The 17,847-nt window shown below is 58.2% G+C and carries 13 protein-coding genes; 9 read left to right on the plus strand and 4 right to left on the minus strand.

Annotated features, from left to right (window positions below; translation table 11 throughout):
- The first annotated feature begins 82 nt into the window (after positions 1-82).
- Positions 83-784, plus strand: a complete 702-nt coding sequence (locus tag DF196_RS00225) for a YgjP family zinc-dependent metalloprotease (protein WP_109055934.1) — start codon at positions 83-85, stop codon at positions 782-784.
- Positions 785-844: 60 nt separating this feature from the next.
- Here DF196_RS00225 and DF196_RS00230 read toward each other — a convergent pair whose 3' ends face one another.
- Positions 845-1,720: a FadR/GntR family transcriptional regulator gene (locus tag DF196_RS00230; RefSeq protein ID WP_206603758.1), complete on the minus strand. Its 876-nt coding sequence runs from the start codon at positions 1,718-1,720 to the stop codon at positions 845-847.
- Positions 1,721-1,890: 170 nt separating this feature from the next.
- Between DF196_RS00230 and DF196_RS00235 the strand changes: the two genes are divergently transcribed.
- The 3 genes from DF196_RS00235 (at position 1,891) to gnd (ending at position 5,074) form a co-directional block, all read left to right on the plus strand.
- Complete coding sequence (locus DF196_RS00235) at positions 1,891-3,315, plus strand: GntP family permease (RefSeq protein WP_109055935.1); 1,425 nt, start codon at positions 1,891-1,893, stop codon at positions 3,313-3,315.
- A 142-nt stretch (positions 3,316-3,457) separates the two neighbouring features.
- Entirely contained in the window at positions 3,458-4,027 is a 570-nt protein-coding gene (locus DF196_RS00240; RefSeq protein ID WP_241519517.1) for a gluconokinase, read from the plus strand.
- 153 nt (positions 4,028-4,180) lie between these two features.
- Positions 4,181-5,074 (plus strand): phosphogluconate dehydrogenase (NAD(+)-dependent, decarboxylating), encoded by an 894-nt coding sequence (gnd, locus tag DF196_RS00245; protein WP_109056020.1) that lies wholly within the window; start codon positions 4,181-4,183, stop codon positions 5,072-5,074.
- Between the two features lie 841 nt (positions 5,075-5,915).
- On the opposite strand, the gene DF196_RS00250 is transcribed toward gnd, so the two are convergent.
- Both DF196_RS00250 and DF196_RS00255 read right to left on the minus strand, forming a co-directional pair.
- Positions 5,916-6,395, minus strand: coding sequence for a Dps family protein (locus DF196_RS00250; RefSeq protein WP_109055936.1), 480 nt, complete (start codon positions 6,393-6,395; stop codon positions 5,916-5,918).
- 87 nt (positions 6,396-6,482) lie between these two features.
- A complete protein-coding gene (locus DF196_RS00255; RefSeq protein ID WP_170114944.1) occupies positions 6,483-7,817 on the minus strand; it encodes a hemolysin family protein in 1,335 nt (444 codons plus the stop codon).
- Between the two features lie 305 nt (positions 7,818-8,122).
- Here DF196_RS00255 and DF196_RS00260 point away from each other — a divergent pair, with 305 nt between their 5' ends.
- From DF196_RS00260 to DF196_RS00280, 5 genes are all read left to right on the plus strand, one after another.
- Positions 8,123-9,028 carry a carbohydrate ABC transporter permease gene (locus tag DF196_RS00260; RefSeq protein WP_109055938.1) on the plus strand — a complete coding sequence of 302 codons (906 nt, stop codon included), beginning with the start codon at positions 8,123-8,125 and terminating at the stop codon, positions 9,026-9,028.
- 64 nt (positions 9,029-9,092) lie between these two features.
- Positions 9,093-10,091, plus strand: coding sequence for a carbohydrate ABC transporter permease (locus DF196_RS00265; RefSeq protein ID WP_170114945.1), 999 nt, complete (start codon positions 9,093-9,095; stop codon positions 10,089-10,091).
- A 102-nt stretch (positions 10,092-10,193) separates the two neighbouring features.
- Positions 10,194-11,495, plus strand: a complete 1,302-nt coding sequence (locus tag DF196_RS00270; RefSeq protein ID WP_109055940.1) for an ABC transporter substrate-binding protein — start codon at positions 10,194-10,196, stop codon at positions 11,493-11,495.
- 78 nt (positions 11,496-11,573) lie between these two features.
- On the plus strand, positions 11,574-13,700 hold the full coding sequence (locus DF196_RS00275) for a beta-galactosidase (RefSeq protein ID WP_109055941.1): 2,127 nt from the start codon (positions 11,574-11,576) through the stop codon (positions 13,698-13,700).
- 66 nt (positions 13,701-13,766) lie between these two features.
- Positions 13,767-14,849, plus strand: coding sequence for a LacI family DNA-binding transcriptional regulator (locus DF196_RS00280; protein ID WP_109055942.1), 1,083 nt, complete (start codon positions 13,767-13,769; stop codon positions 14,847-14,849).
- 13 nt (positions 14,850-14,862) lie between these two features.
- Here DF196_RS00280 and DF196_RS00285 read toward each other — a convergent pair whose 3' ends face one another.
- Positions 14,863-17,829: an FHA domain-containing protein gene (locus DF196_RS00285; protein WP_158276216.1), complete on the minus strand. Its 2,967-nt coding sequence runs from the start codon at positions 17,827-17,829 to the stop codon at positions 14,863-14,865.
- Positions 17,830-17,847 lie beyond the last annotated feature (18 nt).

Genomic DNA, 17,847 nt, shown 5'->3' on the forward strand with positions numbered 1-17,847 from the left:
GAACCGAGGTGACGATGGAATGCAAGCGGCCGGGGCGTACCGATGGTGCTCCGGTGTCGTGCGGCGATTGGACAATGACCGCATGAATATCGACGGGCTTGAAGTGCAGGTGGTGCGCAAACCCATCAAGAACATGTATCTGCGCATCAAGCCGCCGAACGGCGAGGTCGTGATTTCCGCGCCGCGCCGCATGGCCGACCGTACCATCATCGATTTCGTGCGCGGCCGTCGCTCATGGATTGACGAACATGTGCGGCGTATGGCCGAGGCTCGCCGGCGATCGATGGATATGGGCGGGCTGGCCGGCGGCTCCTCGCCCCGGCCTGGGCGTGATGGTCGTTCCGGGGGCACCGGGGATTGCGGGACGCGCAACGGCAAGGACGGCGGCGATGGCCTTGCGAATGACGCCGGAGCAACACCGCCCACCTTCGACCGCACCGCGATCTGGACCGACGAACGCAAGGCGCGGGCCGCGGCCAGCATCAACGCGCAACTGCCGGGGTTACTGGCCAAATGGGGGCCGGTGGTCGGCCGGACGCCCACGCATATCACGTTGCGCGTCATGACCTCACGATGGGGCTCCTGCACGCCGGCCACCGGCCGCATCCGGCTGAACCTGCAACTGGGGCTGATGGAGCCGCGATTCCTGGAATATGTGCTGGTGCATGAGATGACGCACCTATGGGAACGTGGCCACGGCGCCGGATTCCAGCGTCGCATGTCCGCCTATCTTCCGAATTGGCGGCAGTTGCGCCGCGAACTTAATCGTCGCGTGGTGCTGTAGCCCCAATATCCACGGCTGATAGCGGGTGGTATTGCGTGGATGGTTGCTGCTGGGGTACTTCTACCGATCGCCGGCGATGTGGCTGATGGCCTGATCGGATTCGTCCACGATGCGCCGCATGGTGGCTTCGGCCGCCGCGCCATCGCCCTTGCGGATGAGGGCCGCGACCTCGGTGTGCCAGTTCAATGCGGTCTGGTCGGCCGTCTTGGGCATGAGCTCATGCTGCGTGCGGCCGGTCAACGTGGAGGCGATCACCTCGCCCAGGGCCGCGAACATCAGGTTGCCGGACGCCTCCAGCAGCGTGCGATGGAAGAGGATATCCGCCTCCAGATACTCGGATTCGTCGGCGTGATCGGAATGCGCCACCATGCCGATGGCCGCCTCGGTCAGCGTGGCCCAGTGTTCGGGGGTGGCCTCCGTGGCCGCGAGCCGGGCCGCCGCGGGCTCCACGGCCGCGCGCAGCTGCGAAAGCTCGTGCAGGGCCGCGATGCGATGCGGGCCGCGCAGCCGCCAGCGAATCACCTGCGGGTCAAGGATGTTCCATGCCTCGATGGGATTGGCCGTGGCGCCCGCCTTGCGCTTGACGCTGACCAGCCCCATCGATTCCAGCACGCGCGTCACCTCGCGCGTCACCGTGCGCGACGGTGCCGCATCGCCGCCCATATCCGGCTCGGGCAGCCGCTCCCCCGCTGTGACCGCGCCGCCGACAACGGCCATGCCCCACTCGTCCAGCAGTCGGTCGTGCAGGGACATTTCCGGGGTGACGGTGGTCTGGGCGGAGGCCGTGTCGCTTGAGTCGCTGGTGCCGGCTTTGGCGATGACCGAGGTGTTCTGCGTGACGGCGGATCTGGCGGCGGAACCTGAGGCGATGGTGACACCTGCCGCAACGGCACTGGCACTCGTCGCATCGGAATCAAAGGAGCGTTCGGAAGTCATAACGCAAGTATCCCACGCGCCGACGAATATGGCATACATATTCAACACGCCGAACGTAACACGTATTGCGTAATCCATAAAACAGCTTTATATTGGATGTCAACATACAATATGTATGCGGTGACAACGAAACGTCATCCAAATACAACGACTCAAAGAAGAGATGGATTATGAATACGCTTGTTCTGGCTGAAACCGCGCAGGCCGTCCAGCTCAACAGCACCCAGCTCGGCATCAGTGTGGTGGCCAGCATCGTGGTGCTGATCCTGCTGGTCACCGTGGCCAAGCTGCACCCGTTCGTCTCGCTGCTGCTGTCCTCGCTGGTGGTCGGCATCGGCTCCGGCTACGGCCCGGTGGCCACCGTGGAGAGCTTCTCCACCACCTTCGGCTCCACGATGGCCTCCGTGGGCATCCTCGTGGGCCTGGGCGCCATGCTCGGCCGCGTGCTCATGGACACCGGCGCCGCAGACAGCATCGTCGACACGCTGCTCGCCAAGACCTCCACAAGGATGATCCCGTGGACCATGGCCCTGATCGGCGCCCTCATCGGCCTGCCGATGTTCTTCGAGGTCGGCCTCGTGGTGCTCGTGCCGGTGATCATCCTCATTACCCGCCGCTCCAAGCTCCCGCTCATGCGCGTGGCCATACCCACGCTGGCGGGTCTCTCGGTCATGCACGCCTGCATGCCGCCCCAGCCCGGCCCGCTCGCCGCGCTGAGCTGCTTCAAGAACGGTTCCGTGGGCGTCACCATGATGTTCGGCCTGCCCATCGCCGTGATCACCGCCGCGCTCGTGGGCCCGCTGTTCTCCAAGTTCGCCGCCCAGTGGGTGCCGGTCGGCGCCCCCGCCAACTTCGACACCGGCAAGGGCCGCGTCGACGCCGACGGCAACCCCGTGACCGCCAAGCCGCCGTTCGCCCTGTCCGTGCTGTGCATCCTCGTGCCGGCCATCCTCATGCTCGGCAACGCCATCTTCGAGATCGCCGCCCCCGACCAGGCCAACTCCAGCGCCCTGTACGCCCAGGTGTTCGCCTTCTTCGGCAAGCCCGCCATCGCCCTGGCCACCGCCGTGATCTTCGCGATGATCGTGCTCGGCCGCACCACCCACATGACCTGGAAGGCCGTCAACGACTCCCTCAAGGCCGCTTTGCCCCCGATCGCCGGCATCCTGCTCATCGTCGGCGCCGGCGGCGGCTACAAGGGCGTGCTCGTGGACACCGGCATCGGCGAGATCATCGGCAAGTTCGTGGAAAGCTCCTCCATCTCCATCTTCCTGCTCGCTTGGATCATCGCTGCGTTCGTCCGCGTGGCCACCGGCTCCGCCACCGTGGCCATCATCACCACCGCCGGCATCCTCGGCCCGGTCGTTGACCAGATGGGCGTCACCGCACCGGCCATCGCCCTGTTGGTGATCGCCATCGGCGCTGGCTCCGTGTTCCTCTCCCACGTCAACGACGCCGGCTTCTGGCTCATCAAGGAGTACTTCGGCCTGGAGGTCGGCGAGACCTTCAAGACCTGGACCGTGCTCGAATGCCTGCTGTCCGTGGTGGTGCTCGCCCTCGTCATGATCTGCAGCATCTTCGTGCCGCTGGTCTAGCCGAGTCCCGCAATCCCCGCGATTCCGTAACCCGACCGGTGCCGCCTGGTCTCCTTCCTTCCTTTCCGCCGACGGCACCGGCCCTACTTCCCCACCAATCGTTCGTAATCCACTTCCCCATCACCGCTGAAAAGAGACTCCCATGACCATCGCGACCGCCGAACACACCGACATCATCACCGCCAACACCATCCCCGAGGGCTACTTCGCCGCCGCCAAGCCGATCATCGTGCTCATGGGCGTGTGCGGCTGCGGCAAGAGCACCGTCGCCACCCACCTGACCGAGCGTTACGGCCTGAAGTACGCCGAGGCCGACGACTTCCACCCGCAGGCCAACATCGACAAGATGGCCGCCGGCATCCCGCTGACCGACGAGGACCGTTGGCCGTGGCTCGACACCCTCGCCTCCTGGATCGACGAGCGCGTGGCCGCCGGCGAGGCCGCCGTGGTGACCTGCTCCGCCCTGAAGAAGGTCTACCGCGACAAGCTGCGCCGCCCGGGCGTGGTGTTCGTCTACATGCAGGGCACCTTCGACGAGGTGATGGACCGACTCTCCCACCGCGAAGGCCACTTCATGAAGCCGAGCATGCTCAAGAGCCAGTTCGACATCCTCGAGGAGCCGGGCGACGATGAGGTTCACGTCAACGTGCACATCGGCCTGGCCGATCCGGACCAGGAAGCCATGGCCGTGGCCGGTGCGCTGAACCTGTGACTCGTCTATAGACGGCTTCGTCTCGGACGGATCCGTTTCGCGAATACGTAATCGATTACTGACCACCCCTCAGCCAGCCGACGGCTGGCAGCTTTCCCGGCAAAAGGAGCCGAGGATTGCTCTTAAGTCTCAGGAATGAAAGAAGGCAACGAAATGCAGATGGGAATGATCGGCCTCGGCCGAATGGGCGGCAACATGGTCAAGCGCCTGCGCGAGGACGGCCATACGATCGTGGGCTTCGACATGAACCCCGACTCCGGCCGCGACGTGGACTCGCTGGAGGCCCTGGTGGCGGCGCTCGACGCCCCGCGCGTGGTGTGGGTCATGGTGCCGGCCGGCGCCCCCACCGACTCCACCGTGGAGCGACTCGGTGAGCTGCTGGAGCCGGGCGACATCGTGGTCGACGGTGGCAACTCCAAGTACACCGAGGACCGCGAGCACGCGGCCGCCTTGGCCGAAAAGGGCGTCGGCTTCCTGGACTGCGGCGTTTCCGGTGGCGTGTGGGGCACCGAGCGTGGATACGCGCTGATGATCGGCGGATCGGACAAGGATTACGAGACCGTCCTGCCGATTTTCCAAAGCCTCAAGCCGGAAGGCGAGTACGGTCTGGTGCATGCCGGCCCGGTGGGCGGCGGCCACTTCGCCAAGATGGTGCACAACGGCATCGAATACGGCATGATGCAGGCGTTCGGCGAGGGCTTCGCCACCATGCTGCGCAGCGAATACGTCACCAACCCGGCCGAGACCATGACCTCCTGGCGCACCGGTTCCGTGGTGGCCAGCTGGCTGCTCGACCTGCTCGACAACGCCACCAAGGACGATCCGGAGCTCAAGGGCGTGCCGGCCGTGGCCAACGAGTCCGGCGAGGCCAAGTGGATGGTCGAGGCGGCCCTGGAACTCGGCGTGCCGGTGCCCACCACCGCGGCGGCCCTGTGGCAGCGTCAGACCTCCCGTGGCGGTGCCGACGACATCCTGCGCGTCGTGACCGCCCTGCGTGCCCAGTTCGGTGGACACGTGACCAAGGTGGACGAGATCGCCACGCACTGAGCAGGCGCTGAACGCATATTTGGGTTGAAGGAGCGAAGCTCGGTGCGCTGATGGCCGCGATTGCCGCCGCTCTTGGCCCCGAATCGGTCCGTGCGCATGGCTGTCCCAGCGGATTGAGAGCGTCTCACCCGGCTGTGTGGTGAAAACATTCGGCCGACGAGTAGTTGCCTCCGCTATCGCCCCGGTATTTGCCCCGGTGTGTATGTCAACCGATTGACGTACGCACCGGGGCAATTTTTCGTGCCCCGATATGCGATTTTGCGCGTTTTTTGATTACCGGGGCAAGAGGGCCTGGATCGACAACGAAGTCGTGAATTGAGGATTGGCGTAATTCCGTGGTTTTGAGCAAGAGCGGTTTGCGTCGAGGCCGGACTGTACAGGAGAATCTTGCCCCGGCATGCGAAAATCGACCGAAATGGTCTGCCGGGGCAAGTGATTTTGTCCCCCGGAGCCATGTCAATCGTTTGATGGGCATATGGGGGCGCGTCATGGAGGGACATCCCCGGAATCGCGGCACAGGAAGACTGCGGATTGGCCACATTACGTGGCTGAAGGTCTGTATCGAGGACTGAACCAGCGCGGAGACAGGCATAACGTAAGGCTCTGTTAAACCAAGATTGACATGAATTCCTCCGGACTACCCCTCAGTCGGCTTCGCCGCCAGCTCCCCTGACAAGGGGAGCCAAGAATGGGGGACATGTCAATCTTGGTTTAACAGAACCTAACGTAATCTGCCTCCCTCTCCGGGGGAGCTGTCGTCATAGACGACTGAGGGGAGTCCCGAGACAACTTGCCGGGCACTCCCCTCAGTCAGCTATATGAGCTCTACTGTGCGGCTATCTCACGCCAGGTGGCTGCGCATGAACCACTGGAACTTTTCGAGCTGCTGAACGTGGTCCTGGATGATGTTGGAGCTCACGAAGTCCAGCTCGTCGAGTTCGGCCACGGCCTTGCGGTCGTCGGCGATGAAGGCGTCGTAGTACTCGATGAGGGCCTTGAGGTACTCCTCGGTGCCGGCGCGGCCGTCCACATCGAACGGCTTCCACGTACGGTTGCGGACGATGGCGTCCGCGCGGCCGTCCGGGGTGCCGCCCAGCGTGGCGATGCGCTCGGCGGTCTCGTCCGCCTGGGCCAGCACGGATTCGACCTCGGGGTCGAGCATCTCGTGCACGGCGATGAAGTTCGGTCCGGTCACGTTCCAGTGCGCGTGCTTCAGGACCAGGGCGGCCTCCTGCTCCTGGCTCAGTCGGTTCTGCAGGATGGCGATGGCCTTCTCGCTGGTCGCCTCGTCGAGACCGGGAACCACGAATGCAAGTGTCATGATGTTCCTTCCTTTCATGTTTGGGAACAGTCATTCCAGTCTAGGTGTTTTGCGGTTCGCACAGGCCCGGACCGGGCGTGGGAAGAATCACTTGATGGCTGAGGCCTCGGCGACCGGCGCGTGGTCGGGAGCGCCTGCTTTCCTCACCTCGATGGTCTCGATGCGGCGGCCGTCGACCTTGGTGACGACCATGTTGTAGCCGTCGTCCGAATGCAGCACGTCGCCCACCGCGCCCATCTTGCCGGTGTGGGCCAGGAAGTAGCCGGCCACGGTCTCGTACGGGCCGTCCTCCAACTCGATGCCGGTCAGGTCGGCGAAGTCCTCGATGGTCATGCTGGCCTCGATGGTGGCCACGCCGTTGACGAACGCGGTACGGGTGGTGCGCTCGCCGCCCTTTTCGGTGGGCAGGTCGTACTCGTCGCGGATATCGCCCACGAGCTCCTCGGTCATGTCCTCAAGCGTCACGATGCCGTCCGTGCCGCCGTACTCGTCGATGACCACGGCCAGATGGATGCCACGCTTGCGCAGCATCTCCAGGGAGGGCAGCAGCTTGGACGTGCCGGGCAGCGAGATGCCCTCGCGCGTCACGTCGCGTACGGTCTTGGCGTTCGGGTCACGCACGTCCAGCAGGTCGCGCACATGCACGAAGCCGATCACGTCGTCGAAGTCCTTGCCGGTCACCGGGTAGCGGGAGTACGGCTGGTCGCGCACGAACGCGGCGGCGTCGGCGATGGGCTGGTCGCCCTCGATGAACACCACGTCGGCGCGAGGGCGCATCACTTCGGCCACGATGGTCTCGGAGGCGTCGAACACGTCGTCCAGAATCGTGCGCTCGTCCTTCGAAAGGTTCGTATTGGAACTCACCAGCACGCGCAGCTCGTCGTCGGACACCTCGGATTCGGTCTGCTGCGGGTCGAAGCCAAGCAGGCGCACGATGCCGTTCGTGTTCTTGCCGATCAGCCAGATGATCGGACGGCAGACGGTGGCGAAGGCGTCGATGGCAGGCACCACGGCGCGCGCGATCTGCTCGGTGCGCTGCATGGCGATGCGCTTGGGCACCATCTCGGAGATCACGATGGAGCAGTACGAGATGATGAGCGTCAGGATGATGTTCACCAGACCGCCGGCGATGCCGACCGGCACGCCCCAGCTTTCCACCGTGGGAATCAGGTAGGGGGCGATCGAGGAGGCGCCGAACGATGCGGACAGGAAGCCGGAGAGCGTTACGCCGATCTGCACGGTGGACAGGAAGGTGTTCGGATCACGCGCGATCTTGGCCACTTTCGCGCCACGCGCGTCCTCCTGCTCCATCTGCTCGATCTGCGAGCCTCGCAGGGAGACCAGCGCAAGCTCGGTGCCGGAGAACATGGAGCCGATGAGCAGGAACACGAAAATCAGGAGGATGTTCAAACCAAGTGACATACCGCCAACTCTAGGGGAGTGGGGAGTCAATCCTTTATCGCTCATTGCACACGAAAATGATGCAGTTGTATAGGGGTGATGCGCGTTAAAGGCGAGAGCGGAATGATGGCAAGGGTTTTGAGGTGTGTCGCGATTGATTTTGCATGCAGTAATTTGTGCGCTATTATTTACTTCAACGATGAAGATAATTTAAATACCTATGGAGCTGAGGGACATTAGTGTGTTTCTCAATATTGCCGGTATTTATTATATATTCTTCTTGTGAATGATATCTACAACGATGTATGTAAAATGAAGGTATTGGCATGGAAAAACAGTTGCCGGTGTTTGTGAAGCGTCATAAGACGGATTGGCGTGGTTGGAAGTTCATGTGGCCTTTTGCGGTGGTGTTCGTGTTCGTGTTCGTGTTCATCATCCCGATCGTGTACGCCATTTACATCAGCTTCTTCAAGAAGCAGATGATTGGTGGTACGAAGTTCGTGGGGTTTGAGAACTACGCGCGATTGCTGCAGGATGCGCAGTTCTGGTCGTCCGTGGGTCGTGTGGCGTTGTTCACGGTGGTGCAGGTGCCGATCATGCTGTTCCTGTCGGCTGTGATGGCTTTGGCGATCGATTCGATGAAGCTGCACGGCACGAAGTTCTTCCGCATCTCGACGTTCCTGCCCTACGCGGTGCCGGCCGTGGTGTCCACGCTGATCTGGGGTTTCGTGTACGGCGCGAAGTACGGCCTCGTGGGCTCGTTCAACGACTTCTTCGGCACGCAAGTGGATGTGTTGGCGCCGGGTGTGCTGTTGGCGTCGATTGGCAATATCGTGACGTGGGAGTTTGTGGGCTATAACATGCTGATCTTCTACAGTTCATTGTCCACGATTCCGCACTCCCTGTATGAGGCGGCGTCGATCGATGGTGCTTCGGAGTGGCAGATCGTCAGGTCCATCAAGCTGCCGGAGCTCAAGGGTTCCCTGGCGATCACGGTGATCTTCTCGATCATCGGCAGCTTCCAGCTGTTCAACGAACCGAGCATTTTGCAGAACATGGTGCCGGGCAATGCGATCACGACGTATTACACGCCGAACATGTATGCGTACAACCTGTCGTTCTCCGGCAACCAGTCCAACTACGCGGCCGCCCTGGCGATCGTGATGGCCGTGATCACGATGGCCATCGCCTACGCCGTGCAGCTGAACAGCATGAAGGAGCAGATGAAGTGATGCGCCTGATGCTGGTTTCGATGATGAATGTGGATGTGACTGTGATTGTGAAGGAGCGTGCGTGATGAGTGCGGCAACGAGTGCCCGTTTGACTGATGCTGAGCTCAGGGCTCAGGAGAAGGCCGCCAAGAAGGCGGAGCGGGAGCGTCAGAAGCGTATCGCGCGTGATGAGGCCGCGGAGCGCAAGCGGAGCGCGAAGGCGGGGTTCGCGAATGTGAACAATCCGCGTCGTTCCACGCTGATGACGGTGTTGTGCGCGATCTTCGCGGTGTATTGCCTGTTCCCGTTCGTGTATCTGGCGATCAACGCGACCAAGACGCAGGCGGACTTCACTTCCACGTTCGGTCTTGGTCTCGGCAAGTCGTTCGCCTTGTGGGACAACATCGTGACGGTGTTCACGTATCAGGATGGTATCTTCGGCCGCTGGCTGGTCAACACGCTCCTCTATGTGGTCGTGGGCGCGGGCGGCGCGACCCTGCTGGCGATCATGGGCGGTTATGCGTTGGCGAAGTTCCGTTTCCCGGGTAGGAAGGCGGTGTTCGCGGTAATCATCGGCTCCATTTCGGTGCCGGGTATCGCCCTGGCGGTGCCGCAGTTCCTGCTGTTCGCCAAGCTGAGCCTGACGAACACCCCGTGGGCCATGATCATCCCGTCGCTGATCAGCCCGTTCGGTTTGTACCTGATGTGGATCTTCTCCGAGCAGGCGGTGCCCACCGAGTTGTTGGAGGCGGCGCGCGTGGACGGGGCGTCCGAGTTCCGCACGTTCTGGACCATCAGCCTGCCCCTGCTCGCTCCCGGTATCGTCACGACTGCCCTGTTCACGATCGTGGCGACGTGGAACAACTACTTCCTGCCGTTGATCATGTTGAAGGATTCCAACTGGTATCCGCTGACCATTGGTCTGAACCAGTGGAAGGATCAGGCGAGCACGGCTGGTGGTCAGGCGATTCAGAATCTGGTGATCACGGGTTCGCTGATCACGATCATCCCGTTGGTGATCGCGTTCCTGTGCCTGCAGAAGTACTGGCAGTCCGGCCTCGCCGCCGGCGCCGTCAAAGAATGATTTTTATTCGCTTATCCCTTTGGGAAGGAGGGTCAGGAGCATACCGTTATTAGTCCAATACAGTTTTATCGTCAAATACAAAATAAATAAGGAGAAAAGACAATGAAGTCAAGTAAAAAAGTATTGGCGTGCGTACTTTCTGCTACCACCGTGCTATCTATGGCGTCATGTGGTGCGCAGACGGCCGATAATGAAAATTCATCAATTACTGTTGATGTATGGGCATGGGAGCCGGCTTTAACTCCGGTGGCAGAAAAATTCCAAGAGAAGTATCCGAATATTAAAATCAAAATTTCTAATGTGGGTACAGCAGGAAAAGAGTACACGAATATAACTAATGCCTTGCAAGCGGGTTCCGGCGCTCCCGATATTGCCCAAATTGAATATTTTGCTATCCCGGAGTTTGTTTTGCAGGACGCTCTGATGGATCTTAGTAGGTTTGGTGCGGACAAATATGCTGATTTTTACACAGCTGGTCCCTGGAATGCAGTTACATATGGTGGCGGTATTCACGGCTTGCCAATGGATTCTGGCCCCGACGCATTTTTCTATAATAAAGAAGTATTTGAAAAAGCAGGGGTTGACTCAATTCCTCAAACATGGGATGACTTCTATGAAGTTGCAAAAAAAGTTCGTGCACAAGGTAGCTATCTTGCGGCTGATGCTGCTAACCCGGCAATTATGGAGGTTTGGCTGTGGGCTGCTGGTGCCGAGCCAGTCAAGGTTGATGGAGAAAAAATAACAATCAATTATGCAGGTGATTCAATAGCACAAAAATACTATGTCCTACTCCAGAAGATGATTGATGAGGATTTAATTGATACCAAACTTACCGGTTTTACCGATGATTGGTATAAGGCCCTGAATAATGGTGATCTGGCGGGGATGACCTCGGGGGCCTGGATGGCGTCTATGTTAAAAGGCGGTGTTGATCAAGGTGCGGGGAAGTGGCGTGTGGCACTCATGCCGCAGATTAGCTCTTCAACACATGGAAATGGAGAAGATGGTGGATCTTCTTTGGCTATCCTGAAAACGAGTAAGAAAGCGGATGCGGCTTATAAATTTATAGAGTTTGCTGGTCATGAGCGAGAAGGAATCAATATCCGTATGGACAAAGGGCAGTTTCCCGCGGATGTCAAAACTATGTCGGATAATGATTTTCTAACAAAAATTGATCCATATTTTGGGGATCAAAAGTATCAAGATGTATTGGTCGAAGGTGCCAATAATGTCGGTAAGCAATGGCAGTTCCTGCCATATGAGGTATATGCGAGGAATATCTACGGGGATTATATTGGCAAGGCGCTATCAGGAGAAATTACGGTTCAGGAAGCCATTGAGCAATGGCAGAATGCTCTAATTGAACACGGAAAGCAGGAGGGGTTCAATGTTGTGGTGAGCTAACCCTGGTTTGAATAATATATGGCGGAATTGCATCTATATCTCAATGAATTCCGCCATATTGTGTAGAAAGGCTGTTGCATGATAAATCAAGTTTTATTTGGCGCTGCATATTATGACGAATATATGCCGTATGACAGACTAGACGAAGATATAGCTATGTTGAAGGCTGCACATATGAACACTGTTCGTATTGCCGAATCCACGTGGGCTACTATGGAGCCACATCCTGGAGAATTTAACTTCGTGCATATTGATAGAGTGATTGACGCCATGGAGGCCGCAAGTATCAATGTAATTGTTGGCACTCCCACGTATGCAGTTCCCGCTTGGCTTACACGCCAGCATCCCGAAATCCTTGTTCGTCAACATACCGGCCAGCGCCGCTATGGTTCGCGTCAGATTATGGATATCATTAATGTTGATTTCCGATCTGCGGCGGAGCGAGTCATTCGGGCGCTTGTAGCGCATGTTGCCGGTCGTAAATCGGTTATTGGTTTTCAACTCGATAATGAAACCAAGTTTTATGATGCGCTTAATGATGACATGCAGCAGGCTTTCATTGCTGATTTACGTTCCCGGTTCAATGATGATCTTGATGCAATCAATGCCGCATTTGGGCTCAATTATTGGTCTAATCGCATCACTAGTTGGGAAGATTTTCCTGACCTAACCGAAACCATCAATGGTTCGCTTGCTGGTGTTTTCGATAGATTTCGCCGTGGGGTCGTAACCGAATATCTCAATTGGCAGGCAGCTATTGTTCGTGAATATGCGCGTAATGGCCAATTCATTACTCAAAATCAGGACTTAGAATGGCGTGGCTACAGTTATGGCATACAACCCAATGCTGATCATTTTTCTAATGCAGGTTGTCTTGATTATTCTGGGGTAGATATTTACCACCCTACTGAATCGCGATTGACCGGTAAAGAAATTGCATTTGGTGGAGATCTTGCTCGATCCACTAAAGGCGGCCGTAATTATTTACTCCTAGAGACCGAAGCACAGGGTCAGAATGGGTGGCTACCGTATCCTGGACAGTTACGGCTTCAAGCGTATTCGCATTTGGCGAGTGGTTCAAATTCGGTAATGTATTGGCATTGGCATTCTATCCATAATTCATTCGAAACTTATTGGAAAGGTATACTTAGTCATGATTTCGAACCTAATCTGGTATATGCTGAGGCGGCTCGGATAGGTAAAGAAATCAACCAGATTGGTTATCGCCTCGTTAATCTAGAAAAACATAATCGGGTAGCACTTATCATAAGCAATGATTCACTATCCGCTTTGAATAGATTTACTTTAGAAACGGGTTTTCCGAAGCCTTCTCTTTATAGTGATGATAATTTCGGTTTATTGACATATAATGATGTTGTTCGCTGGATATATGACTCCCTGTATGAGAACAATATTGAAGTTGATATTTTATCTGGTGACTATGTGTGCTCAACTATAGAAGATTTCGATTCCGAGGAAACTACTCCTATTATTACTGCTGACAAACTTGCAAAATATAATTTGGTGATTACACCTGCTTTGTATTGTGCAAGTCAGTCGCTTATTGACCTGTTGCGTGGTTATGTGGCGAATGGTGGGCACCTGCTATCTAGCTTCCGCTCATTTGTGGCCAATCGCGACGTGACCGTATGGCATGACCGACAGCCTCATGGCTTATCTGATGTATTTGGCATCCGAGTTGGTGAATATACTCGTACCGATGATGGTTCTGCGCTGTGTTTGGCCGCCGATGGTCCGTTGTCTGTCTCTGCTGATGGTATGGACCTTCGCATTCATGGCATCATGGAATTATTGGAACCGGTGGATGGTACGCAGATTGTTGCTAGATATGCGCAGTCTGAATGGCATATGTATGCTGCGGTTACTCGTAATACATTTGGTCGTGGCTGGGCTGAATGGATAGGGACCATGATTAGTGCTGACATGATTCGTGCGGTAATACGAGACGCTGCCCTCTCTGCTGGTATTCGCAATAAGGCGATGGAGCTTGCAAATAAAATTACAGTGCGACAAGGAGTTAATAAAGAAGGAAGGTCTTTAATCTATATGTTAAATTATACTTCACAGATTGTTAGATGTAATTCCATGTTTTGTGGTATTGATTTATTGTCGAACGAACATATTGCATTAGGTCAACATATTGCAATCGACCCTTGGGGTGTGAAAATCATTGAGGAGTATTAAAAAATTATTCGTGGAACGATAATAGAATACGATGTAGTCTACATGTGATAGCAGTTAGGGGCTGAGATGCGTATGCGCAAAATAACTATGAAAGATGTTGCTTTGCAGACGGGTGTATCTATCAAAACGGTATCGAATGTGATAAATGGGAATGATAGTCAGGTCAGTGCCGTGACGAAACAACGAATCACGGAAGCTGTCAAGCAACTGGGGTATCGCGTTAATAGCTCGGCGAAATCATTAAAGACGGGTAAGACGGGTATCATCGGATTAGCTGTTCCTAATTTTGGGCAGCCTTTTTTTGGTTATTTTGTTGACATGCTCTCTAGTAGTGCGCATCAAAGAGGATGCGCAATTGTTGTTGCTACATATGGTGATTTTAATGGTGGTATAGAGGAATTCGCAGCATCTGCGTATAAATTGAACGCGGATGGGTGGATTATGTTTGCCGCTGATCCTCTTTCGGCTGAATCGCCATTATTCCAACAAAATTATCCAATGGTGCTAACGGGAGATTATTCTGCTCATGGTTTATGTGATATGGTTACGATGCCTAATGTTGAAGCTGCTCGATATGTAACTGAATGGTTGATTGGTCGAGGTTTAACAAAGATTGGGTTTGTCGGAGCTCCCAGACAGTTTCTTCATGATGCTGCTGATGTAAAGGAAATAGATCCGTACTATTGCGAAGCCTGTGCAATGAAAGCTTTTGAAGGTAATGCCGCTTTGCGGTTGCAAGGGTATATTCAAGCGCATCGCCGTCATGGGCTGGAACCCGATTGGCGACATGTAATCGGTGTTGATTCATTGGCAGGTTCATCTGGAGTGAAAGCTGGATTTGAATTAGCTCAATGTGTTGATTTACCGGAAGCGTTGGTCTGTGTAGATGATGCTTTGGCACTGGGAGTGATTTCGTCCTTGACTAAAATGCATATAGATATTCCAAATGATGTACAAATCATCGGAATTGACAATTTACCGGATGGAGAATTTTCTATCCCTCCGTTGAGCACTATCGATTCGCATGTTGACCAGTATGCCGACATGGCCGTGGACGCTCTTATTCGACGTATCGACGGTGATGACTCTGCTCCTAGCATTTTCACTTCTGGTTTTCGACTGCTGGAGCGTGAATCCACAATAGAGTGAGCAAGGATAGTCATTACGACCGCCGGCGCAGCTTGGCCGCCGCGTTGCTCACGCACACGCGCAGTATCACGGTGAACACCACCACCATGATCGCGAGGATGCCCAGGTCGAACCAGAACTGGTCCGCGGTATGCTCCCACAGGTCGTCCTTCTTGAAGGTCGGCACCTTGGTGGGGCCGTACAGCAGGCCGTTGAGGTCGATGTCCGATGCGGCCGCGGAGAAGCCCCAGCGGCCCGGGAAGATCATGCTCAGCTGGTCGAGGCCGTCGCGCCCGGTCACCGGAATCATGCCGCCGGAGAACACGAGCTGCGCCATCACCAGAATCACCAACAGCGGCATGGTCTGCTCGCCGGACTTGACCAATGCCGAACCCACCTCGCCCAGCATGGCCGAAGCCCACGCGGTGAGCCACACCACCAGCACCAGTTCCGGAATGCCCGAATCGGTGAGCACGCCCTGATCGGGATGCGGTTTGCCCAGACTCACGGCCGTCACCAGCAACGCGGCCTGCAGTAACGTTTGCAGGCCCATGACGATGAGCTTCGAGCACGTGTACGACGTGGGGGAGAGGCCCACCGCGCGCTCGCGGTCGTAGATGGCCCGCTCGGAGACGATGTCCCTTACGGACAGGGCCGAGCCCATGAAGCAGGCGCCCAGGATGATGAGCGAGAGCAGCTGGTTCGGTTCGGTGGCCGCGTCCTTGAAATCGGGTTCTCCCAGACCGTGCGAACCGGGCACCACGAGCGAGAGCAGTCCCAGGAACAGCGGCAGCAGTATTAGGAAAATGAGCAGGCCCGGATCCGCGGCGATGAGATGCAGCTGGCGGGCCACCAGGGTCACGGTCTGCTTGATGCGGAACGGCTTGGCGGGCTTCTCATGGTCGCCGTGCGGCCGGACGGTCTGCTTGGCCGCCATCGCCCGCTGCCGCGAATCGGTGATGGAGTAGACGCGGTCGGGATTGGCGGTCACGGCGTTGAAGATGTCCGCCCATTCCTGGCCGTGGAACGCCTGCTGCATCTCGGCGACGGACCCGAAAAACGCCGGTTTTCCGCCGGGCGCGAGCATGAGCACGTTGTCGCACAGCTTGTTGATGTACGCCAGCGAATGCGTCACCACGATCACCACGCGGCCCGCATCCGCGAGCTGGCGCAGCATGGTCATCACCGTCAGGTCCAGTGCCGGGTCAAGGCCGGAGGTCGGCTCGTCGAGGATGAGCAGCTCCGGGCTGGTGAGCAGCTCGATGGCGGTGGAGACGCGCTTGCGCTGGCCGCCGGAGAGCTGGTCCACGCGATTGCCGCGACGACCGGTGAGCTCCAGTTCCTCCAGCACATGGTTGATGATTTCGGCGCGCTCGGCCTTGGTGGAGCCGGGCAGACGCAGTTTGGCGGCGTATTCGAGCGCCGCGTCCACGGTGAGCTTGCGGTGCACCACGTCGTCCTGCGGCACGAAACCGATGCGGCTGCGCAGCAGTTCGATGTTCTGCTGCACGTCGTAGCCGTCGAACAGCACGTGGCCCTCGGTGGGGGAGCTCAGGCCCGCCACGATGGACGTGAACGTGGTCTTGCCCGCGCCGGACGGGCCGATCACCGCGGTCAGCGTGCCCTTGGCGAACACGGCGTTGATGCCCTTGAGCAGTCGTGTGCCCTTGCCCACGGTCAGGCCCACGTTCTCGGCGATCACCGCGTCCGTGCCGGCCAGCGGTTCGCGGTCGCACAACACGCCCTCATGCACGATGAGGTCCGTGTTGCCCACGGTGACCAGATCGCCCTCCTCAAGCCAGATTTTGGCCACGCGCCGACCGTTGACGTACGTGCCGTTGGCCGAGTCGAGATCGGTCAGGAGGATGCCGTTCGGCGTGGACGCCAGCGAGCAGTGCTTGCGGGAGACAAGGAAGTCGTTGATGCGGATCTGGCAGGAGGCGTCGCGGCCGAGCGTGCCCTCCTTGTCCTTGGCCGGGTCGAACGAGCCGGTCACGCGGTGTGAGGTCAGCTGCGACTCGAGATGCGCCGCCTGTGTGCTGCCCGCCAGCACGGTGGCGGTGGTCGATTTCGAGGCGGGGGAGAGGGGATGCTTGGGCTGCGTCGGGGTTGGCTGGGCCGTCTGATTCGGTTGGGTGCGGGTTTGTGGCACTGCGCCATGCGTCGTTTCGGCCGGACGCACGGCGGTAGGGGAGATCGGAGTCGCAGGTATGGAAGCCGGTCTTGTGGAGGCTTGACGATGTGAGCTGGACAGTACGGTGGCTCCATCGCCGGCGTCGGTCTGGGCTGTGACGGGCTGATGGGGGAGCGCTGGTGCCGCCGGCGGGTTCGCGGGGACCGTGGCACGCGACGGCAGCGGGGTCGTATTCCGGGACGATGGGGACGTCGGCTTGGCCGGGATGGCGGGTGCCTGAGGGGGCGTGGCGGCGGCCGTTCTGCCGATGGCGGGAGTCGGACGTGCGGGAACCGCGGGCGTTGTCGATGGACGGCGGGTCCCGGATGATTGCTGCTGCGTCGTTACCGGAGCGGTCTGCTGGGGGATTGCGGGCGAAACCATGGGCTGTTGATGCCGTTGCCGTGCGGGCTGGGGCTGTGCGGCCGGTCGTCCAGCGGTCGGTTGCGCGCCTGATTGTCCGGCTTCCCGGGCCGGTACGTCGGGCTTCGCCTGGGAAGCCGGCATCTGCGCCGGAATCGGCCGCGACTGCGGGGTCTGGTCGCCCACCACGCAGGTGATGACGGCGTCGCGCGCCAACGCCACGGTGACGGTCGAGGTCAGCAGCACGGAATTGGTGTGCATGCCCTGGATGGTCAGGCCGTTCGCGCTGCCCATGTCCGCCAGCAGCCAGCCGTCCTCGGTCCAGGTGATGCGGGCGTGGTGGTGCGAGACGTACGGGTTGCGAATCACCAGATCGCAATCGGGTGCGCGGCCGATGATGGTGGTGCGTTCCGGGCTGACGACGTATTTGGTCGAGCCGTAATAGACGGTAAGAGCAGGTGGCATGTCCGACTTCTTCCGGGT

The organism is Bifidobacterium callitrichidarum (assembly GCF_003129905.1).
Taxonomy (GTDB): domain Bacteria; phylum Actinomycetota; class Actinomycetes; order Actinomycetales; family Bifidobacteriaceae; genus Bifidobacterium; species Bifidobacterium callitrichidarum.

Bases quoted from the DNA above. Each gene is read 5' to 3' on its own strand.
- DF196_RS00225 (WP_109055934.1), top strand. From the start codon at position 83: ATGAATATCGACGGGCTTGAAGTGCAGGTGGTGCGCAAACCCATCAAG.
- DF196_RS00230 (WP_206603758.1), bottom strand. From the start codon at position 1,720: ATGACTTCCGAACGCTCCTTTGATTCCGATGCGACGAGTGCCAGTGCC.
- DF196_RS00235 (WP_109055935.1), top strand. From the start codon at position 1,891: ATGAATACGCTTGTTCTGGCTGAAACCGCGCAGGCCGTCCAGCTCAAC.
- DF196_RS00240 (WP_241519517.1), top strand. From the start codon at position 3,458: ATGACCATCGCGACCGCCGAACACACCGACATCATCACCGCCAACACC.
- gnd (WP_109056020.1), top strand. From the start codon at position 4,181: ATGCAGATGGGAATGATCGGCCTCGGCCGAATGGGCGGCAACATGGTC.
- DF196_RS00250 (WP_109055936.1), bottom strand. From the start codon at position 6,395: ATGACACTTGCATTCGTGGTTCCCGGTCTCGACGAGGCGACCAGCGAG.
- DF196_RS00255 (WP_170114944.1), bottom strand. From the start codon at position 7,817: ATGTCACTTGGTTTGAACATCCTCCTGATTTTCGTGTTCCTGCTCATC.
- DF196_RS00260 (WP_109055938.1), top strand. From the start codon at position 8,123: ATGGAAAAACAGTTGCCGGTGTTTGTGAAGCGTCATAAGACGGATTGG.
- DF196_RS00265 (WP_170114945.1), top strand. From the start codon at position 9,093: ATGAGTGCGGCAACGAGTGCCCGTTTGACTGATGCTGAGCTCAGGGCT.
- DF196_RS00270 (WP_109055940.1), top strand. From the start codon at position 10,194: ATGAAGTCAAGTAAAAAAGTATTGGCGTGCGTACTTTCTGCTACCACC.
- DF196_RS00275 (WP_109055941.1), top strand. From the start codon at position 11,574: ATGATAAATCAAGTTTTATTTGGCGCTGCATATTATGACGAATATATG.
- DF196_RS00280 (WP_109055942.1), top strand. From the start codon at position 13,767: ATGCGTATGCGCAAAATAACTATGAAAGATGTTGCTTTGCAGACGGGT.
- DF196_RS00285 (WP_158276216.1), bottom strand. From the start codon at position 17,829: ATGCCACCTGCTCTTACCGTCTATTACGGCTCGACCAAATACGTCGTC.